A 19,852-nucleotide genomic window follows, 5' to 3' on the forward strand; every position below is an offset into this window, starting at 1 on the left:
TCGATACCCCTGGCGCCTCCCCTGCCCGGCGCCAGGCACTTTCAAGCGTTGAGGAAAGCCCCATGAAATTTTCGTTGTTCGTGCACATGGAACGTTGGGATGAACAGGTCAGCCACCGCCAGCTGTTCGAAGACCTGACCGAACTGACCCTGATGGCCGAGCACGGCGGTTTCAGCACCGTGTGGATCGGCGAACACCACGCCATGGAATACACCATCTCGCCAAGCCCGATGCCGCTGCTGGCGTACCTGGCCGCGCGCACCGAGACGATCCGCCTGGGCGCCGGCACCATCATCGCGCCCTTCTGGAACCCGATCCGCGTCGCCGGCGAATGCGCCCTGCTCGACGTGATCAGCAACGGCCGCATGGAAGTGGGCCTGGCCCGCGGTGCCTACCAGTTCGAATTCGACCGCATGGCCAACGGCATGCCGGCTACCGACGGTGGCAAGGCCCTGCGCGAGATGGTGCCGGTGGTGCGCAAGTTGTGGGAAGGCGACTACGCCCATGACGGCGAAGTGTACAAGTTCCCTACTTCCACCAGCGTGCCGAAGCCGTTCAACGCCACCCCGCCGATGTGGATCGCCGCCCGCGACCCGGACTCGCACAACTTCGCCGTGGCCAACGGCTGCAACGTCATGGTCACCCCGCTGATGAAGGGCGACGAGGAAGTGCTGGACCTGAAGAACAAGTTCCAGGCCGCCTGCGACAACAACCCGGACGTGCCGCGCCCGCAACTGATGGTGCTGCGCCACACCCACGTGCACAGCCCGGCCGAGCCGGATGGCTGGAAGGTCGGCGCCCAGGCCATCTCGCGCTTCTACCGCACCTTCGATGCCTGGTTCGGCAACAAGACCACCCCGGTCAACGGCTTCCTCGAACCGAGCCCGGAGTCGAAGTTCGCCGAAGTGCCGGCGTTCCAGCTGGAGAACATCCGCAAGAACACCATGATCGGCACCCCGCAAGAGATCATCGCCCGCATCAAGTACTACCAGGAGCTCGGTGTCGACGAGTTCAGCTTCTGGTGCGACAACAGCCTGCCCCACGCCGAGAAGAAGAAGTCGCTCGAGCTGTTCATCAAGGAAGTGGTGCCGGCCTTCGCCTGAATTCCCATTGCCTGAAACATTGCGGGACGCGCCCGCTCCCGTGGGCCCCTGTGGCCTGCGTGAGCGGGCTTTTTTTTGGCCTGTGCCGGCCTCTTCGCGGGTAAACCCGCTCCCACAGGCACACCACAGCCTTCAGGCCCTGTGCTGCGCCTGTGGGAGCGGGTTTACCCGCGAAGAGGCCAGTACAGGCAGCACAAGAATCAACGGATCAGCGCACCTTTCGTCCCCTCGCCATAGAAATTTACAGCCGCCCCTTGCGCAACAAATATTATGGTATACCATCAGACAACAAGAGCTGATAACCCTCACCAGGAGCCACCCATGAGTTTCGAAATCCGCAAGATCGTCACCTACTCCGAAGAGACCCGCATCGAAGGCGGCAAGGCCACCGACAAGCCGGTGACCATGGTCGGCCTGGCCGTCGTGATCAAGAACCCATGGGCCGGTCGCGGTTTCGTTGAAGATCTGAAGCCGGAAATCCGTGCCAACTGCTCGGAGCTGGGTGCGCTGATGGTCGAGCGCCTGACTGCCGCCATCGGCGGTGCCGACAAGATCGAAGCCTACGGCAAGGCTGCCGTGGTCGGCGCCGACGGCGAGATCGAGCACGCCTCGGCGGTGATCCACACCCTGCGCTTCGGCAACCACTACCGCGAAGCGGTACAGGCCAAGAGCTACCTGAGCTTCACCAACAAGCGCGGCGGCCCGGGCACCTCGATCCAGATCCCGATGATGCAGAAGGACGACGAAGGCCTGCGTTCGCACTACATCACCCTGGAAATGCAGATCGAAGACGCCCCGCGCGCCGATGAAATCGTCGTGGTCCTGGGCGCTGCCGACGGCGGCCGCCTGCACCCGCGCATCGGCAACCGCTACATCGACCTGGAAGAACTGGCTGCCGAAAAAGCCAACGCTCAATAACAACAACCAAGACGGGCCGGGGCGTGGCGTGCTTACCCGCCGCGCCCGACCTTCAAGGAGCGCCCTCCATGATTCAGCCTGTCGCTGAACGCACACCCGCCGGTACCAGCTACCTGTCCGTCGGCCAGGGCCAACCCGTGGTACTGATCCACGGCGTGGGCCTGAACAAGGAAATGTGGGGCGGGCAGATCGTCGGCCTGGCCAACGACTACCGCGTCATCGCCTACGACATGCTCGGCCACGGCCAGAGCGCATTGCCGGCGGCCGACATCGGCCTGGAAGGCTACGCCGCCCAGCTCGCCGAACTGCTCGACCACCTGCAGATCCAGCAAGCCACCGTGATCGGCTTCTCCATGGGTGGCCTGGTCGCCCGTGCGTTCGCCCTCAACCACCCGCAGCGCCTGGCTGCGCTGGTGGTGCTCAACAGCGTGTTCAACCGCACCCCCGAGCAGAGTGCCGGGGTCATCGCCCGCGCCGCCCAGGCTGCAGAGCTGGGCCCCGACGCCAACGTCGACGCCGCCCTCGACCGCTGGTTCAGCCGTGAATACAAGGCGGCCAACCCCGCGCAGGTCGCCGCCATTCGCCAGGTGCTGGCGAGCAACGACCCGCAGGGCTATCACACCACTTATTCGCTGTTCGCCACCCAGGACATGTACCGCGCCGACGACCTGGGCAGCATCCAGGTGCCGACGCTGATCGCCACCGGCGAACTCGACTCGGGCTCCACCCCGGCCATGACCCGCCAGCTCGCCGCCAGCATTCCCGGCGCACAAAGCGTGGTCCTCGCCGAGCAACGGCATATGATGCCGGTGGAGGCCCCGCGTGAAGTCAACAAGATGCTCCTGGACTTCCTCGCCCACGCCCGCACCCTCACCGAATCCGCCAAGGGGATTGTTGCATGACCCTCGTTCGTTTCCAGATGTGCATCGACGGCCAATGGCTCGATGCCCAGAGCGGCAAGACCTTCGACAGCCTCAACCCGGCCACCGCCCAGGCCTGGGCGCAACTGCCCGACGCCGCCGAAGCCGATGTGGAGCTGGCCGTGCAGGCCGCCCAGCGTGCCTTCGACAGCAAGCAATGGCGCGGCATCACCGCCACCGCGCGCGGCAAGCTGCTGCGTCGCCTGGCTGACCTGATCAGCGAGAACAAGGAGCACCTGGCCCAGTTGGAAAGCCGCGACAACGGCAAGCTGATCCGCGAAACCCGCGGCCAGGTCGGCTACCTGCCGGAGTTCTTCCACTACACCGCGGGCCTGGCCGACAAGCTCGAAGGCGGCACCCTGCCGCTGGACAAGCCCGACCTGTTCGCCTACACCGTGCACGAGCCGATCGGCGTGGTCGCCGCGATCATCCCGTGGAACAGCCCGCTGTACCTGACCGCGATCAAGCTGGCCCCGGCCCTGGCCGCCGGCAACACCATCGTGATCAAGCCGTCCGAGCACGCCTCGGCGACCATCCTCGAACTGGCCCGCCTGGCCCTTGAAGCCGGCTTCCCGCCAGGCGTGGTCAACGTGGTCACCGGTTACGGCCCAAGCACCGGCGCCGCCCTGACCCGCCACCCGCTGGTGCGCAAGATCGCCTTCACCGGCGGCGCCGCCACCGCGCGCCACGTGGTGCGCAGCAGCGCCGAGAACTTCGCCAAGCTGTCGCTGGAGCTGGGTGGCAAGTCGCCGAACATCATCTTCGCCGATGCCGACCTGGACAGCGCCATCAACGGCGCCGTGGCCGGCATCTACGCCGCCTCCGGCCAGAGCTGCGTGGCTGGCTCGCGCCTGCTGGTGCAGGACGAGATCTTCGACGAATTCGTCGAGCGCCTGATCGCCCGTGCCAAGCGCATCCGCATCGGCAACCCGCAGGACGACGCCAGCGAAATGGGCCCCATGGCCACCGCGCAGCAGTTGGCCGTGGTCGAAGGCCTGGTCGCCGCGGCCAAGGCCGAAGGCGCCAAGCTGCACATGGGCGGCAAGCGTGCCGAGGTCGAGGGTGAGGGCTGGTTCTACGAGCCGACCCTGTTCGAATGCGACAGCAATTCGATGACCATCATGCAGGAAGAAGTGTTCGGCCCGGTCGCCGCGGTGATCCGCTTCAAGACCGAGGAAGAGGCGCTGGAGATGGCCAACGACTCGCAGTTCGGCCTTGCCGCCGGCATCTGGACCCGCGACCTGGGCCGTGCCCACCGCCTGGCCCGTGACGTGCGTTCGGGGATCATCTGGGTCAACACCTACCGCGCGGTCTCGGCCATGGCGCCGATCGGCGGCTTCAAGAACAGCGGCTACGGCCGTGAGAGCGGCATCGATTCGGTGCTGGCCTATACCGAGCTGAAGACCGTGTGGATCAACCTGTCCACCGCGCCGATGCCCGACCCGTTTGTGATGCGCTGAGAGGTAGCACGAGATGATCGAACCTGGCATCTACAAAGACGTGATGGGCTCGTTCCCATCCGGCGTCACCGTGGTCACCACCCTGGACGCCGACGGCGGCATCGTCGGCATCACCGCCAGCGCCTTCAGTGCGCTGTCGATCGACCCGGCGCTGGTGCTGTTCTGCCCCAACTACGCCTCCGACACCTACCCGATCCTGCGCGACAGCAAGCAGTTCGCGATCCACCTGCTGTCCGCCGGGCAGACCGCCGAGGCCTATGCCTTCGCCGGCAAGGGCAAGGACAAGGCCAAGGGCATCGACTGGCACCTGAGCGAGCTGGGCAACCCGCTGCTGGCCAAGGCCACGGCGATCATCGAGTGCGAACTGTGGCGCGAATACGACGGCGGTGACCACGCGATCATCGTCGGCGCGGTGAAGAACCTGGTGCTGCCCGCCGACCCAGTCACCCCGATGGTCTACCACAAAGGCAAGCTGGGCGCCCTGCCCCCGCTGGGCTGAAAGACCGCATTGGCCCTTCGCGGGTAAACCCGCTCCCACAGGTACTGCACAGGTTTCAGTATCTGTGCGATCCCTGTGGGAGCGGGTTTACCCGCGAAGAAGCCAACACCGATGACCCTGTTTTTTAGGGGCCGCGCTAATCGTCTCACCCTCGGTTGCGGCCCCTGTTTTCATTCGGAGTACTGCGCATGAGCAACGAGAAGTACGAAAAAGGCCTGCAGATCCGCACCCAGGTGCTGGGCGAGGAATACGTCAACCGCTCGATCCAGAACGCCGACGAGTTCACCAAGCCATTGCAAGAGCTGGTCACCGAGTACTGCTGGGGCCATGTCTGGGGCCGCGAAGGCCTCTCGCTGAAAGAGCGCAGCATGATAAACTTGGCCATGATTTCCGCGCTCAACCGGCCCCACGAGCTCAAGTTGCACATTCGCGGCGCCTTGCGTAATGGCCTGAGCCGTGAACAGATTCGCGAGATCCTGCTCCAGGTCGGCATTTATTGCGGCGTGCCCGCGGCGGTGGACAGTTTCCGCCTGGCCCGCGAAGCGTTCGCTGAAGCCGATGCGGAGTCAACCCGTTAACAGCGGGCTGTTCGAACCCACGCAGGGAGCACCCGAGGTTCGTGGTGCCACCGCGGTTGCGGCCGGGCAGCCTCATTCAGAGCGCACTTGATGAAACGCCAGCCCCTCGACGACAGCTTCAAGGTCAACCGCAACCCCGTTACCCTGCGCGAAATCGTGCTCGACAAGCTGCGCGGTGCGATCATGAACTTCCACCTGCTCCCGGGCGACCGCCTGGTCGAGCGCGACCTCTGCGACCGCCTCGGCGTCAGCCGCACCTCGGTGCGCGAAGCCCTGCGCCACCTGGAGTCCGAAGGCCTGGTGGAATTCGCCGACGCCAAAGGCCCGCGCGTGGCCATCATCACCCTGGAAGACGCCCGCGACATCTACGAGCTGCGCTGTGTGCTCGAAGGCCTGATCGTGCAACTGTTCACCCTCAACGCCAAGGCCAAGGACATCCGTGCCCTGGAGCGCGCCCTGGAGGTGAACCGCGAGGCCCTGGAGGAAGGCGAGCTGCAGCAGGTGCTGGACTCGGTGCAAGGGTTCTACGATGTGCTCCTGGAAGGTTCCGGCAACCAGGTCGCGGCCCAGCAGCTGCGCCAGTTGCAGGCGCGCATCAGCTACCTGCGCGCGACCTCGGTGTCCCAGGAAAACCGCCGCGGCGCCAGCAACCGCGAAATGGAAAAGATCGTCGACGCCATCAAGGGCGGCGACCCGCTGGTGGCCCACCAGGCCTCGGTCGACCACGTGCGCGCCGCCGCCAAGGTGGCCCTGGACTACCTGCGCCAGAAGCAGGACGACAACACCAAGGTGCGCGAGATGGTCGAGCCCCTGGCCCTCAAGGAGCCACGCATAGAACCCCGTATAGGCCGCTGACATGCCCAACGCCCCGCGCTACTGCCCGCACTGCACCACGGAACTGGCCCGGGGCGTTCCCACCGGCGACACCCACGAACGCCTGTATTGCACCGGCTGCGGCTATATCCACTACATCAACCCGAAAATCATTGCCGGCTGCATCATCGAGCGCGATGGCAAGTACCTGCTGTGCCAGCGCGCCATCCCACCGCGCCCCGGCACCTGGACCTTGCCGGCCGGGTTCATGGAAGCCGGCGAAACCACCGAGCAGGCGGCGCTGCGCGAGGTCTGGGAAGAAAGCGGCGTGCGTGGGGAAATCGTCTCGCCTTACTCGATCTTCAGCGTGGCGAAGATCAGCGAGGTGTACATCATCTTCCGCGCCATCGCCACCGAGGAAACCGGGCAGTTCGGGCCGGAGACCCTGGCATACAAGTTCTTCGAACCGGAGGAGATTCCCTGGGACGAGATCTATTATCCGGCGATCCGGCAGATTCTCGAGCGGTACATCCTCGAGCGACAGGCCGGGGTGTACGGCATCTACATGGGCAATGACGATACCGGCAAGGTGCACTTCATGCGTTGACCTGTGCCGACCCCTTCGCGGGTACAGCACAAGCCTGGGCATTGTACGATCCCTGTGGGAGCGGGTTTACCCGCGAAAGGGCCAGTGCAGGAGAGCACAAACCCCTCGCCAACCGTCTATTCTCGGTGCACCCTAAAGGCCTTAACGCAAAAGGACCGGCAGCGCACATGGCGAAATGGCTACACGGCGGCGGCTTGATGGCCGAGCGCATCCGCAACCACGACTGGGCAGCCACGCCCCTGGGGCCGCTCGAACACTGGCCAGACGCCCTGAAGACCACCGCGGCCCTGTGCCTGGCCTCGCGCTTCCCCCAGGCCATTCTCTGGGGCCCGGACCTGATCACCCTGCACAATGACGCGTTCGCCGAGATCCTCGGGCAGAAACCCCTGGCCCTGGGCAAAGCGTTCAGCGAAGTCTGGCAGGAAGCCTGGGCCGACATCGGCGCCATGGCCAACCGCGCCCTGGCCGGCGAAGCCGTGTACATCCAGGACTTCCCCCTGACCATCGAACGCAACGGCAGCCCGGAACGCGCCTTTTTCACCTTCTGCTACAGCCCGATCCGCGACCATGACGGCCAAGTGCTCGGCATGCTCGACACCGTCACCGAAACCACCGCCCACGTGCTCGCCAACCGGCGCCTGAACTTTCTCGACGACCTCGGCCGCGCCGTGGCCGATGCCACCGACCCGGACCAGATCCTCGCCATCACCACCCGCCGGCTGGTCGACCACCTGCAACTGTCGAGCTGCGCCTATGCGGTGATGGAGCCCGACGAAGACGGCTTCACCATCTGCGGTGACGCCGTGGCGCCCGGCTCGCCGCACCTTGTGGGGCAGTACCAGTTGCACGATTTCGGCCAGCTCGCCCTCAGCCGCCTGCGCAGCGGCCAGGCCCTGGTGATCAACGACAATCTCAGCGAGCTGGCCGCCACGGAGGCCGCCACCTTCCAGGCCATCGGCATCACCGCGACCATCTGCATGCCGCTGATCAAAGGCGGCCGCCTGACCGCGCTGATGGCCATCCACGACAAGCGCCCGCGCCAGTGGACCCACTATGAACAGGCATTGATCAGCGAAGTGACCGAGCGCTCCTGGGCGCATATCCAGCGGATCCAGGCCCATGCCGAGGTGCGCGAGGCAATGGCCGCGCTGGAGGCGCTCAACGCCACCCTGGAACATCGGGTCGAGGAGCGCACCACCCAGTTGCTGCACACCGAAGCCGTGCTGCGCCAGGCGCAGAAACTCGAAGCCATCGGCCAGCTGACTGGCGGCGTGGCCCACGACTTCAACAATCTGCTGACCATCATTCGCTCGTCGCTGCACTTCCTGCAGCGCCCCAACCTCGATGAGAAGCGCCGTGACCGCTACCTCAAGACCATGTCCGACACCGTCGACCGTGGCGCCAAGCTGACCGGCCAGCTGCTTGCCTTCGCCCGCCGCCAGGCCTTGAGCCCGCAGGTGTTCGAAGCCGGGCCGCGGCTGCAGGCGATGGCCGAGATGCTCGACACCGCCACCGGCGCGCGCGTCCAGGTGGAGCTGCAACTGCCCCAGGCCTCCTGCCATATCCGCGCCGACCTGAGCCAGCTGGAAACCGCGGTGATCAACCTGATGCTCAACGGCCGCGACGCCATGGCCGGCGAAGGCACCCTGCGCCTGCAACTGCAGGCCGACCAGCGCATGGCCGGGCAGGACGGGCCGTTCGCGGCCATTTCGGTCAGCGACAGCGGGGTCGGCATCGCCCCCGAATTGCTCGAGCGCATCTTCGACCCGTTCTTCACCACCAAGGCGCCGGGCGAAGGCACCGGGCTCGGCTTGTCTCAGGTGTTCGGCTTCGCCAAGCAGTCCGGCGGCGACATCAAGGTCAGCAGCGTCCAGGGCCAAGGCACGCGCTTCACCCTGTACCTGCCCCAGGAGCCGACCCCAACCGGCGAAGCGGCCAGCGCCGACACCACTGCCGAGCTGCAGCCGGGTGGTGAGCGGCGACGCATCCTGGTGGTCGAGGACAACCCCGATGTCGGCAGCTTCACCGCGCAGATCCTCGAAGACCATGGCTACCGGATCAGCTGGGCCAGTTCCGCCGAACAAGCCCTGGCCCAGCTCAACGGCCCGGCCGGCAACTTCGATGCGGTGTTTTCCGATGTGGTCATGCCGGGCATGGGCGGCCTGGCGCTGGCCCGCGAGCTACGCCGCCAGCGGCCACAGCTGCCGGTGATCCTGACCTCGGGTTACAGCGAAGCGATCGCCGAAGGGGGCCATCAGGGGTTCGCCTTCCTGGCCAAGCCCTACTCGGCAGAGCAGGTATGCCAGATGCTCGGCAAGTTGCTGGGCGCCTGACAGGTCAGTTCAACTGCCCCAGGACCAGCCCGGCCGCCACCGCGATCATCGCCATCCCCGACACCCGCCCGACCAGCCTCGCCGCCTGTGGGCGGGTGCTCAGTACCGCCTTGGCGCCATAGCCGACCAGGGTGTAGACCACCAGCGAACTGCACAGGTGCACCGCGCCCAGCAGCAGGATCTGCGCCGGCATCGGCCAGTTCGAGGCCGGGTCGGTGAACTGCGGCAGCAAGGCCAGGAACAGCAGGAACACCTTGGGGTTGAGCCCGCTCACGCAAAAGCCCTTGAACGCCCAGCGCGAACCGGACTCCCGCGCGCCGCCCTGCCCCGCCTGCGGCACCGCCGGGCTCAGCAGCAGGTTGCCGCCCAGCCACAGCAGGTACCCGCAGCCGGCGAGGGTCAGCAGGGTCAGGGCCAGCGGATGCCCGGCCAGCAGGCTGCCCACCCCCGCCGCCACCACCAGGGTGGCGAGAAAATGCCCCGAGAGCATGCCCATCACCGCAGGCATTACCCAACGCCCGCGCATGCCCGCCGAAATGGCGTACGCCCAGTCGGCACCGGGGGTGATCACAAACAACAACGACACGGCCCAGAACGCCGTCAGTACACTGATTGCCACGATGAGTCTTCCTTCACGGGGTTGGCGGATGAAGAAAGACTACGGATTCCGTTCGGGGATTATCTTCCGTATATTTCCCCCTGCAAGCGGATAACTGGAAGATTTGTCTCAATGGACCGCACTGACCGCAAGATCCTTGCCGAACTGCAAAAAGACGGGCGCCTGTCGGTAACCGAACTGGCCGACCGCGTGGGCCTGAGCCTGTCGCCCTGCCATCGCCGCCTCAAGGCGCTGGAGGAGTCCGGCGCCATCCTCGGCTACCACGCACGCCTGGCGCCGAGTGCGCTGGGGCTGAACTTCGCCGCGCTGGTGTTCGTGACCTTGCGCGAGGTGACTCGCCAGCCGGTGGCGGACTTCGAGGCGGCGCTGGGGCAGATCCCGCAGATCGTCGAAGCGCAGCGGCTGTTTGGCGACCCGGATTACCTGCTGCATGTGGTGGCCAAGGACCTGCCGGCGTTCCAGAAGCTGTATGACGAGCAGTTGACTAGCATTCCCAATGTGAAGCGGTTGAGTTCTACCCTGGTCATGAAGGAAGTGATCCAGGACCGGTTGTTGCCGATGTAGCGAAGTACGCCTGAGCGGGCCTCTTCGCGGGCAAGCCCGCTCCCACAGGGATGTCACCAGCCTGGGATGTCACCAGCCTGTGGGCCTGTGCTGTACCTGTGGGAGCGGGTTTACCCGCGAAGAGGCCGGCAAAGGCAACCTTTTCAGCTGCCCTGTCAATGCACACTGTGCACCACCACAGCGCACCCCACAGCGCTCGACCCACCACAACCCCCTCTAGCCCAAGCCCTCCAGCCAACTGGCACCCTCCTTGCTACCGTCACCCGCTTAACCTTTTGTCAGCCTTAGGTTTTTTAAGGTTTATGGGCACATATTTACTAATTTCTCGTTATCCCCGCGCCCCGCATCATCGCTCCAACAAGAACGCGTCGCCCTTCGCCGGCACGCACCCGGGCAGCACCCGATGCCCCACCTTGCCTTGGAGTCAGTCATGACCAGTGCAGCCAATTCGGCACCCCTCATAGAGAAACACACGATCGGCTACGTGCCGCCGCAAGACCGCCATGGAAAGGTAAGGGATCTGTTCACACTGTGGTTCGGCGGCAACATCGCGCCGCTGCCCATCGTCACCGGCGCGCTGGGCGTGCAACTGTTTCACCTGAACCTGGTGTGGGGCATCGTCGCCATCCTCGTCGGCCACCTGGTCGGCGGCGTGCTGATGGCGCTGCACTCGGCCCAGGGCCCGCAGATGGGTATCCCGCAGATGATCCAGAGCCGCGCCCAGTTCGGTACCCTCGGCGCGCTGCTGGTGGTGGTGATCGCCGGGGTCATGTACATCGGTTTCTTCGCCTCCAACATCGTCCTCGCCGGCAAGTCGCTGCATGGTGTGGTCGAGTCGGTACCGGTCCCGGTAGGCATCGTCATCGGCGCGCTGGGCTCGGGCATCATCGGCATCATCGGCTACCGCTTCATCCACGTGCTCAACCGCATCGGCACCTGGGTGCTGGGCATCGGCATCGTGGTCGGCTTCGGCTACATCTTCAGCCATGTGCAGAGCGACGACTTCCTCACCCGCGGCGGCTTCAACCTGGCCGGCTGGCTGGCAACCGTGTCGCTGGCGGCGCTGTGGCAGATCGCCTTCGCCCCCTACGTGTCGGACTACTCGCGCTACCTGCCGGCCGACGTCAAGGTCAGCTCGACCTTCTGGACCACCTACCTGGGCTCGGCCCTGGGTTCGAGCCTGTCGTTCATCTTCGGCGCCGTGGCGGTGCTGGCGATCCCGGCCGGCATGGACACCATGGACGCGGTCAAGCTGGCCACCGGCACCCTCGGCCCGGTGATGCTGGTGCTGTTCCTGCTCAGCGTGATCAGCCACAACGCCCTCAACCTGTATGGCGCAGTGCTGTCGATCATCACCCTGATCCAGACCTTCGCCTACCGCTGGATCCCTACGGCCAAGAGCCGTGCCGTGCTGTCGCTGATCGTGCTGGCCGCCTGCTGCGTGGTGGCGGTGTTCGCCTCGGCGGACTTCATCGGCCACTTCGTCGACATGGTGCTGGTGCTGCTGGTGGTGCTGGTGCCATGGACGGCGATCAACCTGATCGACTTCTATGCCATCCACAAGGGTGACTACGACATCCAGTCGATCTTCAAGGTCGATGGCGGGATCTATGGCCGCTACAACCCGCAGGCGTTGATTGCCTACGCGGTGGGCATCGTGGTGCAGATTCCGTTCATGAACACGCCGCTGTATGTCGGGCCGATTTCCGAGCACATCAACGGGGCCGACCTGTCGTGGCTGGTGGGCCTGGCGATCACCTCGCCGCTTTACTGGTGGCTGGCCAGCCGCGACAGTGCCTACCGCCGCCGGCAGACCAGCGCCAAGCTGGCCATGGGGCACTGATAGAACCTCTGACGGCCCTTTCGCGGGTGAACCCGCTCCCACCGGGAAAGCACAAGTCTCAAGGCCTGTGTTGCCCCTGTGGGAGCGGGTTTACCCGCGAAAGGGCCACGCGCGGCCCCAGCGCGGTGGATCAGTACGGCGCCTGGCCCGGCACCCAGGCGGTACCCGCCAGCGGCACCCGGGCCATCGCGGCAGCCTCGACGGTCAGCGCCACCAGGTCCTCGGGGTCGAGGTTGTGCAGGTGCGACTTGCCGCAGGCGCGGGCCATGGTCTGCGCCTCCAGCACCAGCACCCGCAGGTAGTTGGCCAGGCGCCGGCCGGCTTCTTCCGGGTTCAGGCGCTTGGCCAGTTGCGGGTCCTGGGTGGTGATGCCGGCCGGGTCGCGGCCGTTCTGCCAGTCGTCGTAGAAGCCGGCGGCCGAGCCGATCTGCTTCAACTCGCTGTCCAGGCGCGGGTGGTTGTCACCCAGGGCGATCAGCGCCGCGGTGCCGATGGCCACGGCATCGGCGCCCAGGGCCATGGCCTTGGCCACGTCGGCACCGTTGCGGATGCCGCCGGAGACGATCAGTTGCACCTTGCGGTGCATGCCCATCTCCTGCAGCGCCTGGACCGCCTGCGGGATGGCCGGCAGGATCGGGATGCCGACGTGCTCGATGAACACTTCCTGGGTGGCCGCGGTGCCGCCCTGCATGCCGTCGAGCACGATCACGTCGGCGCCGGCCTTCACCGCCAGCTTGACGTCGTAATACGGGCGGCTGGCGCCGATCTTCACGTAGATGGGTTTTTCCCAGTCGGTGATCTCGCGGATTTCAGCGATCTTGATCGCCAGGTCGTCCGGCCCGGTCCAGTCCGGGTGGCGGCAGGCGCTGCGCTGGTCGACACCGATCGGCAAGGTGCGCATGCCGGCGACCCGCTCGGTGACCTTCATGCCCAGCAGCATGCCGCCGCCACCCGGCTTGGCGCCCTGGCCGAGAACGATCTCGATGGCGTCGGCCTTGCGCAGGTCGTCGGGGTTCATGCCGTAGCGCGACGGCAGGTACTGGTACACCAGGTGCTGCGACTGGCCGCGTTCTTCCGGGGTCATGCCGCCATCGCCGGTGGTGGTGCTGGTGCCGGCAATGCTCGCGCCTCGGCCCAGGGCTTCCTTGGCATTGGCCGACAGCGCGCCGAAGCTCATGCCGGCGATGGTCACCGGGATTTTCAGGTGGATAGGCTTTTTCGCAAAGCGGTTGCCCAGCACCACGTCGGTGCCGCATTTTTCTCGGTAGCCTTCCAGCGGGTAGCGCGACACGCTGGCGCCCAGCAGCAGCAGGTCGTCGAAGTGCGGCACGCGGCGCTTGGTGCCGCCGCCGCGGATGTCGTAGATGCCGGTTTCGGCGGCACGCTGGATTTCCTGGATGGTCAGGCGATCGAAGGTGGCCGATTCACGCAGTACCGGGGGGAATTGTTCGCTCATGGAAATGCTCCTGGATCAGTACGCGCTGGCGTTGTCGACTTTGAAGTTGTACAGCTGGCGGGCCGAGCCGTAGCGTTTGAAATCGGCGGCCTTGTGTGCAAGGCCCGCCTGGTCCAGCAGCGCCTGCAGCTCTTGCAGGTGCTCGGCGCGCATTGCCTTCTCGACGCAGTCCGAGCCCAGCGATTGCACCGTGCCCTTGACATAGATGCGCACCTCGTAAAGCGAATCGCCCAGGGCATCGCCGGCATCGCCACACACCACCAGGCGCCCGGCCTGGCCCATAAAGCAGCTCATGTGGCCGATGCTGCCGCCAACCACGATGTCCACGCCCTTCATCGAGATGCCGCAACGCGCGCCGGCATCGCCCTCGATCACCAGCAAGCCGCCATGGGCGGTGGCGCCGGCGGCCTGGGAGGCGCTGCCCTTGACCCGCACCGAGCCGGACATCATGTTCTCGGCCACGCCGACGCCGACGTTGCCGTGCACGGTGACGCTGGCCTGCTGGTTCATGCCGGCGCAGTAGTAGCCGGCATGGCCTTCGATATCCACCGACACTGCGGCGTTGATGCCCACTGCCAGGTTGTGCTTGCCGTCGGGGTGGGTCACCCGCCATTCGCGGTCCTGCACCTCGCCGTGCAGGGACTGGTTGAGCATGCGCACCGAGGCGCTGGAAAGGTCGATCGTCTTCATGAGTGTCTCCGCTGATTCGGTGGCGTCAGGCGCTTTCGCGTTCCCAGACATACAGGGTGGCCGGCGCCGGTTCCCAGACCTTGGCCTTGTCGATGCCCGGCAGGCTGGCCAGGGCCTGGTACTCGGAAGCCATGGCCACGTAGTCGTCGGTCTCGGCCAGCACCGCCGGCTTGCAGGCGATCGGGTCGCGGATCACGGCAAAGCCGTTGCGGGTGCCAATGGCGAAGGTGAAGAAGCCGTCCAGGTCCTGCAGCGCGCCGTCCAGGGCCTGGGCCAGGCTGTCGCCCTGCCGCAGGCGCCAGGTCAGGTAGCCGGCGGCGACTTCCGTGTCGTTGTCGGTCTCGAAGGTGATGCCTTCGCGCTGGAGTGCCTGGCGCAGGCGGAAGTGGTTGGACAGCGAGCCGTTGTGCACCAGGCACAGGTCGGCGCCGGTGGAGAACGGGTGGCTGCCTTCCATCGTCACGGCGCTTTCCGTGGCCATGCGGGTGTGGCCGATGATGTGGCTGCCGCGCATGCCGGCCAGGCCGAAGCGGCTGGAGATTTCCGCTGGCAGGCCCATGCCCTTGAGGATCTCGATGCTCTGCCCGGCGCTCATGATGCGCAGTTCGGGGGCCAGCTCGGCCAGCGCCTCACGGGCGGCGGCCTCCGTGGTGTGCACCTTGAGCACGGCGGCGCTGGCGTTCTGGAACCCGTCCAGCGCGCAGCCCAGGCGCCCTTCCAGCTGGCCCATCAGGGCCGCCCAGGGGTAATCGGGGGTGGTGGCCTGCAAGGTCAGCTTGACCCAGCCGTCGGCCACTTCGTCGCCGTAGATGGCAAAACCGGCGCTGTCCGGGCCACGGTCGGTCATGGCTTGCAGCATGGGCTCGAAAAGCTTGCCGAGCTGGGCTTCGAGCTCCGGTTTCTTGAGGTACAGACCTACGATTCCACACATGGTGTTACTCCTTCTAGGCAGTGGGCAGCCGCTGCTTTTACCGCTGCCCCGGGATGGCGTTGGCGGTCAGAAGAATTCGGTGTAGCGCTGGATCTCCCAGTCGGAAACGTGGCGGCAGTACTCCACCCACTCCATGCGCTTGAGCTTGATGAACTCGTCGACGATCTCGGCGCCAAGCACCTCGCGCAGCAGCGGGTCGGCCTCGAGGGCATCGACGGCCTCCTTGAGCGACTGCGGCAAGGTCTTGATGCCGCGCGCGGCGATCTCTTCCAGGCTCAGGTTGTAGAGGTTCTCGTTGCACATCTCGCCCGGCTCCAACTGGCGGTCGATGCCGTCGAGGCCGGCGGCAATGATCGCGGCGGTGACCAGGTACGGGTTGCAGCCGGCGTCCGGCAGGCGAAACTCCAGGCGCCCGTAGGGGATGCGCACCATTGCCGAACGGTTGTTGGCACCGTAGGCGACGAACGCCGGGGCCCATGTAGCGCCGGACAGCGAACGGCCGACGACCAGGCGCTTGTACGAGTTGACCGTGGGCGCGGCGAAGGCGCACAAGGCCGGGCCGTGGGCCAGGAGGCCAGCGGCGAAATGGTAGGCGAGCCGGGACAGCCCCATGCCGCTGCTGTCGGACGGGTCATGGAACAGGTTCTTGTGGGTGCTGCTGGCCAACGACAGGTGGAAGTGCATGCCATTGCCGGCCCGCTTGGGGTCGGGCTTGGGCATGAACGAGCAGATCATCCCCAGGTCGTTGGCGATCTCGCCGGCGGCCATGCGGAAGAAGGTGAAGCGGTCGGCCGACTCCATGGCATCGCTGTAGGTGTAGTTGATTTCGAACTGGCCGTTGGCGTCCTCGTGGTCGATCTGGTAGATGTCGAAACCGACCGGCTGCAGGGCCTCGGTGAGGCGTTCGAGGAACAGTCGCGAGCGCGACAGGCCCTTGTAGTCGTAGCAGGGCTTGTCGAGGTTGTCGGAGGCGTCCACCAGTTGCAGCTTGCCGGCTTCGTCGCGGCGGAACAGGCTGAACTCGGGCTCGAGGCCGGTGTTCAGGGTCCAGCCCTTGTCGGCCAGGCGCTGCACCTGCCGTTGCAGGACGTAGCGGCTGTCGTAGGGCCAGGGCTGGCCGTTGACGTGGCCGACGCACACCACCCGGCCATAGCCCGGCTGCCACGGCACCGGGATCAACGTGGAGAGGTCGCCGCGGGCCATGAAATCCGGGCCGTGGGGTTCCATGCCCATGCCGCAGATGGCGAACCCGGCAAAGCCGGCCCCCTCTTCTGCCACCATCTTGAGGCCCGATACCGGCACCGACTTGGTCTTCGCCGAACCGTGGATATCGACGAACTGCGCCAGCACGTACTTGATGCCGTGCTGATCGAGGGTGCGCTGGGTTTCTGCTGGCAACATGGGGCGATCACTCCTGGGTGAGGGGCACTAATTCCGCATGAGAAATTTAGTTTCCTATCAGGAATGCAATGCGCTTGCCAATTCTGTTCAGGGCGATGCTGTTGTGCTGCCTGTGCCGGCCTCTTCGCGGCTAAAGCCGCTCCTACAGGGCGCGTGCAATCCCCTGTGGGGGCGGCTTTGGCCGCGAAGAGGCCGGCACAGCTGGCACACAACTCCGGCAGGTTTTTCTGCTGTATATATGGGAAACTTGTTTTCACCCGAGGAAAACGGCGACCCACGCAGCCGCCTTTCGCACTTTCCCAGTGCGAAATATTAATTCTTGAACTGAAACCGTGCAGGACATTCGATGCCGACCGAAACCGAACCGCGCCTTCGCCTGGAGCAATACCTGGGCCTGCAGATCAAGCGCCAGCGCCAGGCCCAGTCCCTCAAGCTCGCCGACGTGGCGCGCATCGCCGGCATCAGCCAGGGCATGTTGAGCAAGATCGAGAACGCCCAGGTGTCCACCAGCCTCGACACCTTGAGCCGCCTGTGCGACGTGCTGGGCATGCCCATGGCCAAGCTGTTCAGCCAATACGACCAGCCCGATGGCAACGCCCTGCTGGTCAAGGCCGGCGATGGCCTGGAGGTGGTGCGCCGCGGCACCGACAAGGGCCACACCTACCATTTGCTCAATCACGCCAGGGGCCCGAAGAAGCATTTCGAGGCCTACATGGTGAGCATGGACGACGCCAGCGAAGAATTCCCGACCTTCGCCCACCCCGGCACCGAGTTCCTCCACTTGCTCGAGGGTGAACTGGTGTATCGCCACGGCAACCAGCTCTACCACCTGCACGCCGGCGACAGCCTGACCTTCGACGGCGAGACCCCGCACGGCCCCGAGCAGCTGGTGCAGGTGCCGATCCGCCTGTTGTCGATCATGAATTACGGCGAGGAATAAGAAGGCGCTGCAAGGCAATAACCGATGTCGCGATCAGACAAGCACACGTCGCCCGCGATCGGCTTCGGATTTGTGTCTACAAAAATAATACACACATCGACCAGCCCCGCGCCGTGGGCTGGTCGACGTGGTATTCGCGAGTAAAACAGCCTCGCTTCACAATTCCAACGCTGTGGCGCCTTTTTGCACCGGGCAGTTCGTCCGGGCTCATAACGATAAAACTCCCAGAATCAAAGACCCGCGTCGCGCCGATCGGGAGTGTTTGCGCGCGCCACATTGTGAAGACTTGACTGCCATGATCGCGACTTCAATCCCCGTAGCCGGTGCTGCCACCGGCCACCGTAACGCCCTGTGCGTTGCCCACATCGCCGCTGTGCTGTTCGGCCTGACCGGTATCCTCGGTCACCTGATCGAGGCCGACGCCAGCATCATCACCTTCGGCCGTGCCACCTTCGCCTTCATCGCCCTGGGCTTCGTCGCCGGGCTCAAGGGCACTCGCCTGCTGGACGCGCTGACCCTGCGCAACCTGCCGGTGCTGGGCCTGACCGGCGCGCTGCTGGCGACCCACTGGGTGACCTTCTTCATTGCGGTGAAAGTCGGCGGCGTGGCCGTGGCCACCCTTGGTTTCGCCAGCTTCCCGGCCTTCATCGCGATGATCGAGCGCGGCGTGTTCGGCCAGCGTATCGGTGCCGTGCAGGGCTTGCTGCTGCTGATGGTGACCGCCGGCCTGGTGCTGGTGGTGCCGACCTTCGACCTGCTCGACAAGGGCACGGTCGGCCTGCTCTGGGGCCTGGGCTCGGGCCTGGCGTTCGCCCTGCTGACCGTGGCCAACCGCCGCAATGCCTCGGGCATGAACGCGATGCAGGTGGCGTTCTGGCAGAACGTGGTGGTGGCCGCGCTGGTGGCACCGTTCGCCTTCACCCACCTGGGCAGCACCAGCCTGGGGGGCAACGACTGGATCAACCTGGCGCTGCTGGGGGTATTCTGCACCGGGCTGTCGCAGTTCCTGTTCGTCAAGAGCCTGGAAGGGCTGGAGGCGCGCACCGCCGGCATGATCATCGCGCTGGAGCCGGTGTACGCGATCCTTGGCGCGTGGTGGCTGTTCGGCGACCAGCCGAGCCTGCGCATGGCGGCGGGTGCTGCGCTGATCGTGCTGGCGACCATTCTTGCCGCAGCGCGCAAGGCCCCGGCCGAGGGAGGCGATACCAGCCGCTGCGCGCACTGACCTGTATGCTCCATATCCAGAAACTGGCGCACTCCCTGTGGGAGCGGGCTTGCCCGCGAACACGGGCGAAGCCCGTGCCAGCCTCCGCAGTGACTGCTTCGCGGGCAAGCCCGCTCCCACAGGTTACGCGCGGCTAATCTGTGGCAGTTAGGCACCCTCAGGCAACAAGCTGCGGTCGAACATGAACACCCGCTCCCCCTGCGGCGTGTACTGATACAACTGCTGCGGCCGCCCCAGCCGCGGCTGGTTCTTCTCCCCGGTATCCCTCACCCACCCCAGCTCGCGCAGGCGCTCCAGGCGCTTGCGCAGCGAGGTGTTGTTCACCGCCTGCCCCAGGCACGCCTGCACCGCCCCCAACGCATCGAGCACAGTGAACTTCTGCGCCAGCAGGCACAGCGGCAGGCTGCTGTACACGGTCTTGGCCGCCAGCCGCTCGCGGGCGCGTTCGACCAGCAGGTTGTGATCGAACGGCAGCAGCACCCTGCGCTCCACCACACTGTCCAGGTCGAAAAACGCCAGCTGGTCACCCTCGACCTGCTGCTGCGGGTCGAGCAAGGCCAGGTAATAGGTACTCAACGACCAGCCGCGCGGGTCGCGGAAGGCATTGCCTTCGGTCCCAACCTGTTCCAGATGGCGCGGCAGCACCTTGGCCTTCTCGCCCAGGGCTCGCCCGGCGGCACACTCCAGGCTGGTATCCGGGGTGCGGCCGTTGACGATGACGCCAGGCAAGGCCCACTGGCCGATATGCGGCTCACGCTCACGACGGTGCAACAACACTTGCAGATGCTGGGCATCCGGGGCCAGGCGCAGGGCGACGATATCGACACTGGCCAGGACTTCGACTGTACTCACCGGGAACTCCTTGTTCTTCAACGCGGCCATATTCCACCAGAGCATCTAAATAGATCAAGCAGAAAACCCGTGGAAAATGCCACTTGACACACTTAATGCA

General features: G+C 65.6%; 19 protein-coding genes. 13 read left to right on the forward strand and 6 right to left on the reverse strand.

What is annotated here, in order from left to right:
* The first annotated feature begins 62 nt into the window (after window positions 1–62).
* The 9 genes from ACIP21_RS09575 (at window position 63) to ACIP21_RS09615 (ending at window position 9,231) form a co-directional block, all read left to right on the forward strand.
* Window positions 63–1,103 carry an LLM class flavin-dependent oxidoreductase gene (locus ACIP21_RS09575; protein ID WP_400686756.1) on the forward strand — a complete coding sequence of 347 codons (1,041 nt, stop codon included), beginning with the start codon at window positions 63–65 and terminating at the stop codon, window positions 1,101–1,103.
* A gap of 321 nt (window positions 1,104–1,424) precedes the next feature.
* A complete protein-coding gene (locus ACIP21_RS09580) occupies window positions 1,425–2,021 on the forward strand; it encodes an amino acid synthesis family protein (RefSeq protein ID WP_003256068.1) in 597 nt (198 codons plus the stop codon).
* A 68-nt stretch (window positions 2,022–2,089) separates the two neighbouring features.
* Complete coding sequence (locus ACIP21_RS09585) at window positions 2,090–2,923, forward strand: alpha/beta fold hydrolase (RefSeq protein ID WP_400686758.1); 834 nt, start codon at window positions 2,090–2,092, stop codon at window positions 2,921–2,923.
* On the forward strand, window positions 2,920–4,401 hold the full coding sequence (locus tag ACIP21_RS09590) for an aldehyde dehydrogenase (protein WP_400686760.1): 1,482 nt from the start codon (window positions 2,920–2,922) through the stop codon (window positions 4,399–4,401). The genes ACIP21_RS09585 and ACIP21_RS09590 overlap by 4 nt, the downstream gene beginning before the upstream one ends.
* Window positions 4,402–4,414: 13 nt before the next feature.
* Entirely contained in the window at window positions 4,415–4,900 is a 486-nt protein-coding gene (locus ACIP21_RS09595; RefSeq protein ID WP_400686761.1) for a flavin reductase family protein, read from the forward strand.
* A 188-nt stretch (window positions 4,901–5,088) separates the two neighbouring features.
* Window positions 5,089–5,478, forward strand: a complete 390-nt coding sequence (locus ACIP21_RS09600; protein WP_152957680.1) for a carboxymuconolactone decarboxylase family protein — start codon at window positions 5,089–5,091, stop codon at window positions 5,476–5,478.
* A gap of 90 nt (window positions 5,479–5,568) precedes the next feature.
* Window positions 5,569–6,333 carry a GntR family transcriptional regulator gene (locus ACIP21_RS09605; RefSeq protein ID WP_400686764.1) on the forward strand — a complete coding sequence of 255 codons (765 nt, stop codon included), beginning with the start codon at window positions 5,569–5,571 and terminating at the stop codon, window positions 6,331–6,333.
* Window position 6,334: 1 nt separating this feature from the next.
* On the forward strand, window positions 6,335–6,898 hold the full coding sequence (locus ACIP21_RS09610) for an NUDIX hydrolase (protein WP_400686766.1): 564 nt from the start codon (window positions 6,335–6,337) through the stop codon (window positions 6,896–6,898).
* Window positions 6,899–7,065: 167 nt separating this feature from the next.
* On the forward strand, window positions 7,066–9,231 hold the full coding sequence (locus ACIP21_RS09615) for an ATP-binding protein (protein WP_400686768.1): 2,166 nt from the start codon (window positions 7,066–7,068) through the stop codon (window positions 9,229–9,231).
* Between the two features lie 4 nt (window positions 9,232–9,235).
* Here the strand turns inward: ACIP21_RS09615 and ACIP21_RS09620 are convergent, their stop codons facing one another.
* Complete coding sequence (locus tag ACIP21_RS09620; protein ID WP_400686769.1) at window positions 9,236–9,850, reverse strand: LysE family translocator; 615 nt, start codon at window positions 9,848–9,850, stop codon at window positions 9,236–9,238.
* A 111-nt stretch (window positions 9,851–9,961) separates the two neighbouring features.
* Here ACIP21_RS09620 and ACIP21_RS09625 point away from each other — a divergent pair, with 111 nt between their 5' ends.
* Both ACIP21_RS09625 and ACIP21_RS09630 read left to right on the forward strand, forming a co-directional pair.
* Window positions 9,962–10,414 (forward strand): Lrp/AsnC family transcriptional regulator, encoded by a 453-nt coding sequence (locus ACIP21_RS09625; RefSeq protein WP_400686771.1) that lies wholly within the window; start codon window positions 9,962–9,964, stop codon window positions 10,412–10,414.
* Between the two features lie 430 nt (window positions 10,415–10,844).
* The gene (locus tag ACIP21_RS09630; RefSeq protein ID WP_400686773.1) at window positions 10,845–12,257 is read left to right on the forward strand and encodes a purine-cytosine permease family protein; all 1,413 of its coding nucleotides are present in this window, start codon (window positions 10,845–10,847) and stop codon (window positions 12,255–12,257) included.
* 130 nt (window positions 12,258–12,387) lie between these two features.
* Here the strand turns inward: ACIP21_RS09630 and ACIP21_RS09635 are convergent, their stop codons facing one another.
* From ACIP21_RS09635 to glnT, 4 genes are all read right to left on the reverse strand, one after another.
* Window positions 12,388–13,713, reverse strand: coding sequence for an FMN-binding glutamate synthase family protein (locus ACIP21_RS09635; protein ID WP_400686775.1), 1,326 nt, complete (start codon window positions 13,711–13,713; stop codon window positions 12,388–12,390).
* A 15-nt stretch (window positions 13,714–13,728) separates the two neighbouring features.
* On the reverse strand, window positions 13,729–14,403 hold the full coding sequence (locus ACIP21_RS09640; protein WP_400686777.1) for a protein glxC: 675 nt from the start codon (window positions 14,401–14,403) through the stop codon (window positions 13,729–13,731).
* 25 nt (window positions 14,404–14,428) lie between these two features.
* Entirely contained in the window at window positions 14,429–15,334 is a 906-nt protein-coding gene (locus tag ACIP21_RS09645; RefSeq protein WP_400686779.1) for a glutamine amidotransferase family protein, read from the reverse strand.
* Between the two features lie 66 nt (window positions 15,335–15,400).
* Window positions 15,401–16,735, reverse strand: a complete 1,335-nt coding sequence (gene glnT / locus ACIP21_RS09650; RefSeq protein ID WP_400686781.1) for a type III glutamate--ammonia ligase — start codon at window positions 16,733–16,735, stop codon at window positions 15,401–15,403.
* Window positions 16,736–17,081: 346 nt separating this feature from the next.
* On the opposite strand from glnT, the gene ACIP21_RS09655 reads away from it, so the two are divergent.
* The gene (locus ACIP21_RS09655) at window positions 17,082–17,675 is read left to right on the forward strand and encodes a cupin domain-containing protein (RefSeq protein WP_400686783.1); all 594 of its coding nucleotides are present in this window, start codon (window positions 17,082–17,084) and stop codon (window positions 17,673–17,675) included.
* A gap of 295 nt (window positions 17,676–17,970) precedes the next feature.
* Complete coding sequence (locus ACIP21_RS09660) at window positions 17,971–18,900, forward strand: DMT family transporter (RefSeq protein WP_400686785.1); 930 nt, start codon at window positions 17,971–17,973, stop codon at window positions 18,898–18,900.
* 147 nt (window positions 18,901–19,047) lie between these two features.
* Here ACIP21_RS09660 and ACIP21_RS09665 read toward each other — a convergent pair whose 3' ends face one another.
* On the reverse strand, window positions 19,048–19,752 hold the full coding sequence (locus ACIP21_RS09665; protein WP_400686787.1) for an NrtR DNA-binding winged helix domain-containing protein: 705 nt from the start codon (window positions 19,750–19,752) through the stop codon (window positions 19,048–19,050).
* Window positions 19,753–19,852: the final 100 nt, after the last annotated feature.

The organism is Pseudomonas sp. NPDC089401 (assembly GCF_044749485.1).
GTDB lineage: Bacteria > Pseudomonadota > Gammaproteobacteria > Pseudomonadales > Pseudomonadaceae > Aquipseudomonas.

What these genes read in the sequence shown, in the direction of transcription:
- ACIP21_RS09635 (WP_400686775.1), bottom strand. Translation starts at nt 13,713, where the DNA reads ATGAGCGAACAATTCCCCCCGGTACTGCGTGAATCGGCCACCTTCGAT.
- ACIP21_RS09625 (WP_400686771.1), top strand. Translation starts at nt 9,962, where the DNA reads ATGGACCGCACTGACCGCAAGATCCTTGCCGAACTGCAAAAAGACGGG.
- ACIP21_RS09640 (WP_400686777.1), bottom strand. Translation starts at nt 14,403, where the DNA reads ATGAAGACGATCGACCTTTCCAGCGCCTCGGTGCGCATGCTCAACCAG.
- ACIP21_RS09630 (WP_400686773.1), top strand. Translation starts at nt 10,845, where the DNA reads ATGACCAGTGCAGCCAATTCGGCACCCCTCATAGAGAAACACACGATC.
- ACIP21_RS09590 (WP_400686760.1), top strand. Translation starts at nt 2,920, where the DNA reads ATGACCCTCGTTCGTTTCCAGATGTGCATCGACGGCCAATGGCTCGAT.
- ACIP21_RS09575 (WP_400686756.1), top strand. Translation starts at nt 63, where the DNA reads ATGAAATTTTCGTTGTTCGTGCACATGGAACGTTGGGATGAACAGGTC.
- ACIP21_RS09585 (WP_400686758.1), top strand. Translation starts at nt 2,090, where the DNA reads ATGATTCAGCCTGTCGCTGAACGCACACCCGCCGGTACCAGCTACCTG.
- ACIP21_RS09615 (WP_400686768.1), top strand. Translation starts at nt 7,066, where the DNA reads ATGGCGAAATGGCTACACGGCGGCGGCTTGATGGCCGAGCGCATCCGC.
- ACIP21_RS09645 (WP_400686779.1), bottom strand. Translation starts at nt 15,334, where the DNA reads ATGTGTGGAATCGTAGGTCTGTACCTCAAGAAACCGGAGCTCGAAGCC.
- ACIP21_RS09655 (WP_400686783.1), top strand. Translation starts at nt 17,082, where the DNA reads ATGCCGACCGAAACCGAACCGCGCCTTCGCCTGGAGCAATACCTGGGC.
- ACIP21_RS09595 (WP_400686761.1), top strand. Translation starts at nt 4,415, where the DNA reads ATGATCGAACCTGGCATCTACAAAGACGTGATGGGCTCGTTCCCATCC.
- ACIP21_RS09660 (WP_400686785.1), top strand. Translation starts at nt 17,971, where the DNA reads ATGATCGCGACTTCAATCCCCGTAGCCGGTGCTGCCACCGGCCACCGT.
- ACIP21_RS09610 (WP_400686766.1), top strand. Translation starts at nt 6,335, where the DNA reads ATGCCCAACGCCCCGCGCTACTGCCCGCACTGCACCACGGAACTGGCC.
- ACIP21_RS09580 (WP_003256068.1), top strand. Translation starts at nt 1,425, where the DNA reads ATGAGTTTCGAAATCCGCAAGATCGTCACCTACTCCGAAGAGACCCGC.
- ACIP21_RS09605 (WP_400686764.1), top strand. Translation starts at nt 5,569, where the DNA reads ATGAAACGCCAGCCCCTCGACGACAGCTTCAAGGTCAACCGCAACCCC.
- ACIP21_RS09600 (WP_152957680.1), top strand. Translation starts at nt 5,089, where the DNA reads ATGAGCAACGAGAAGTACGAAAAAGGCCTGCAGATCCGCACCCAGGTG.
- glnT (WP_400686781.1), bottom strand. Translation starts at nt 16,735, where the DNA reads ATGTTGCCAGCAGAAACCCAGCGCACCCTCGATCAGCACGGCATCAAG.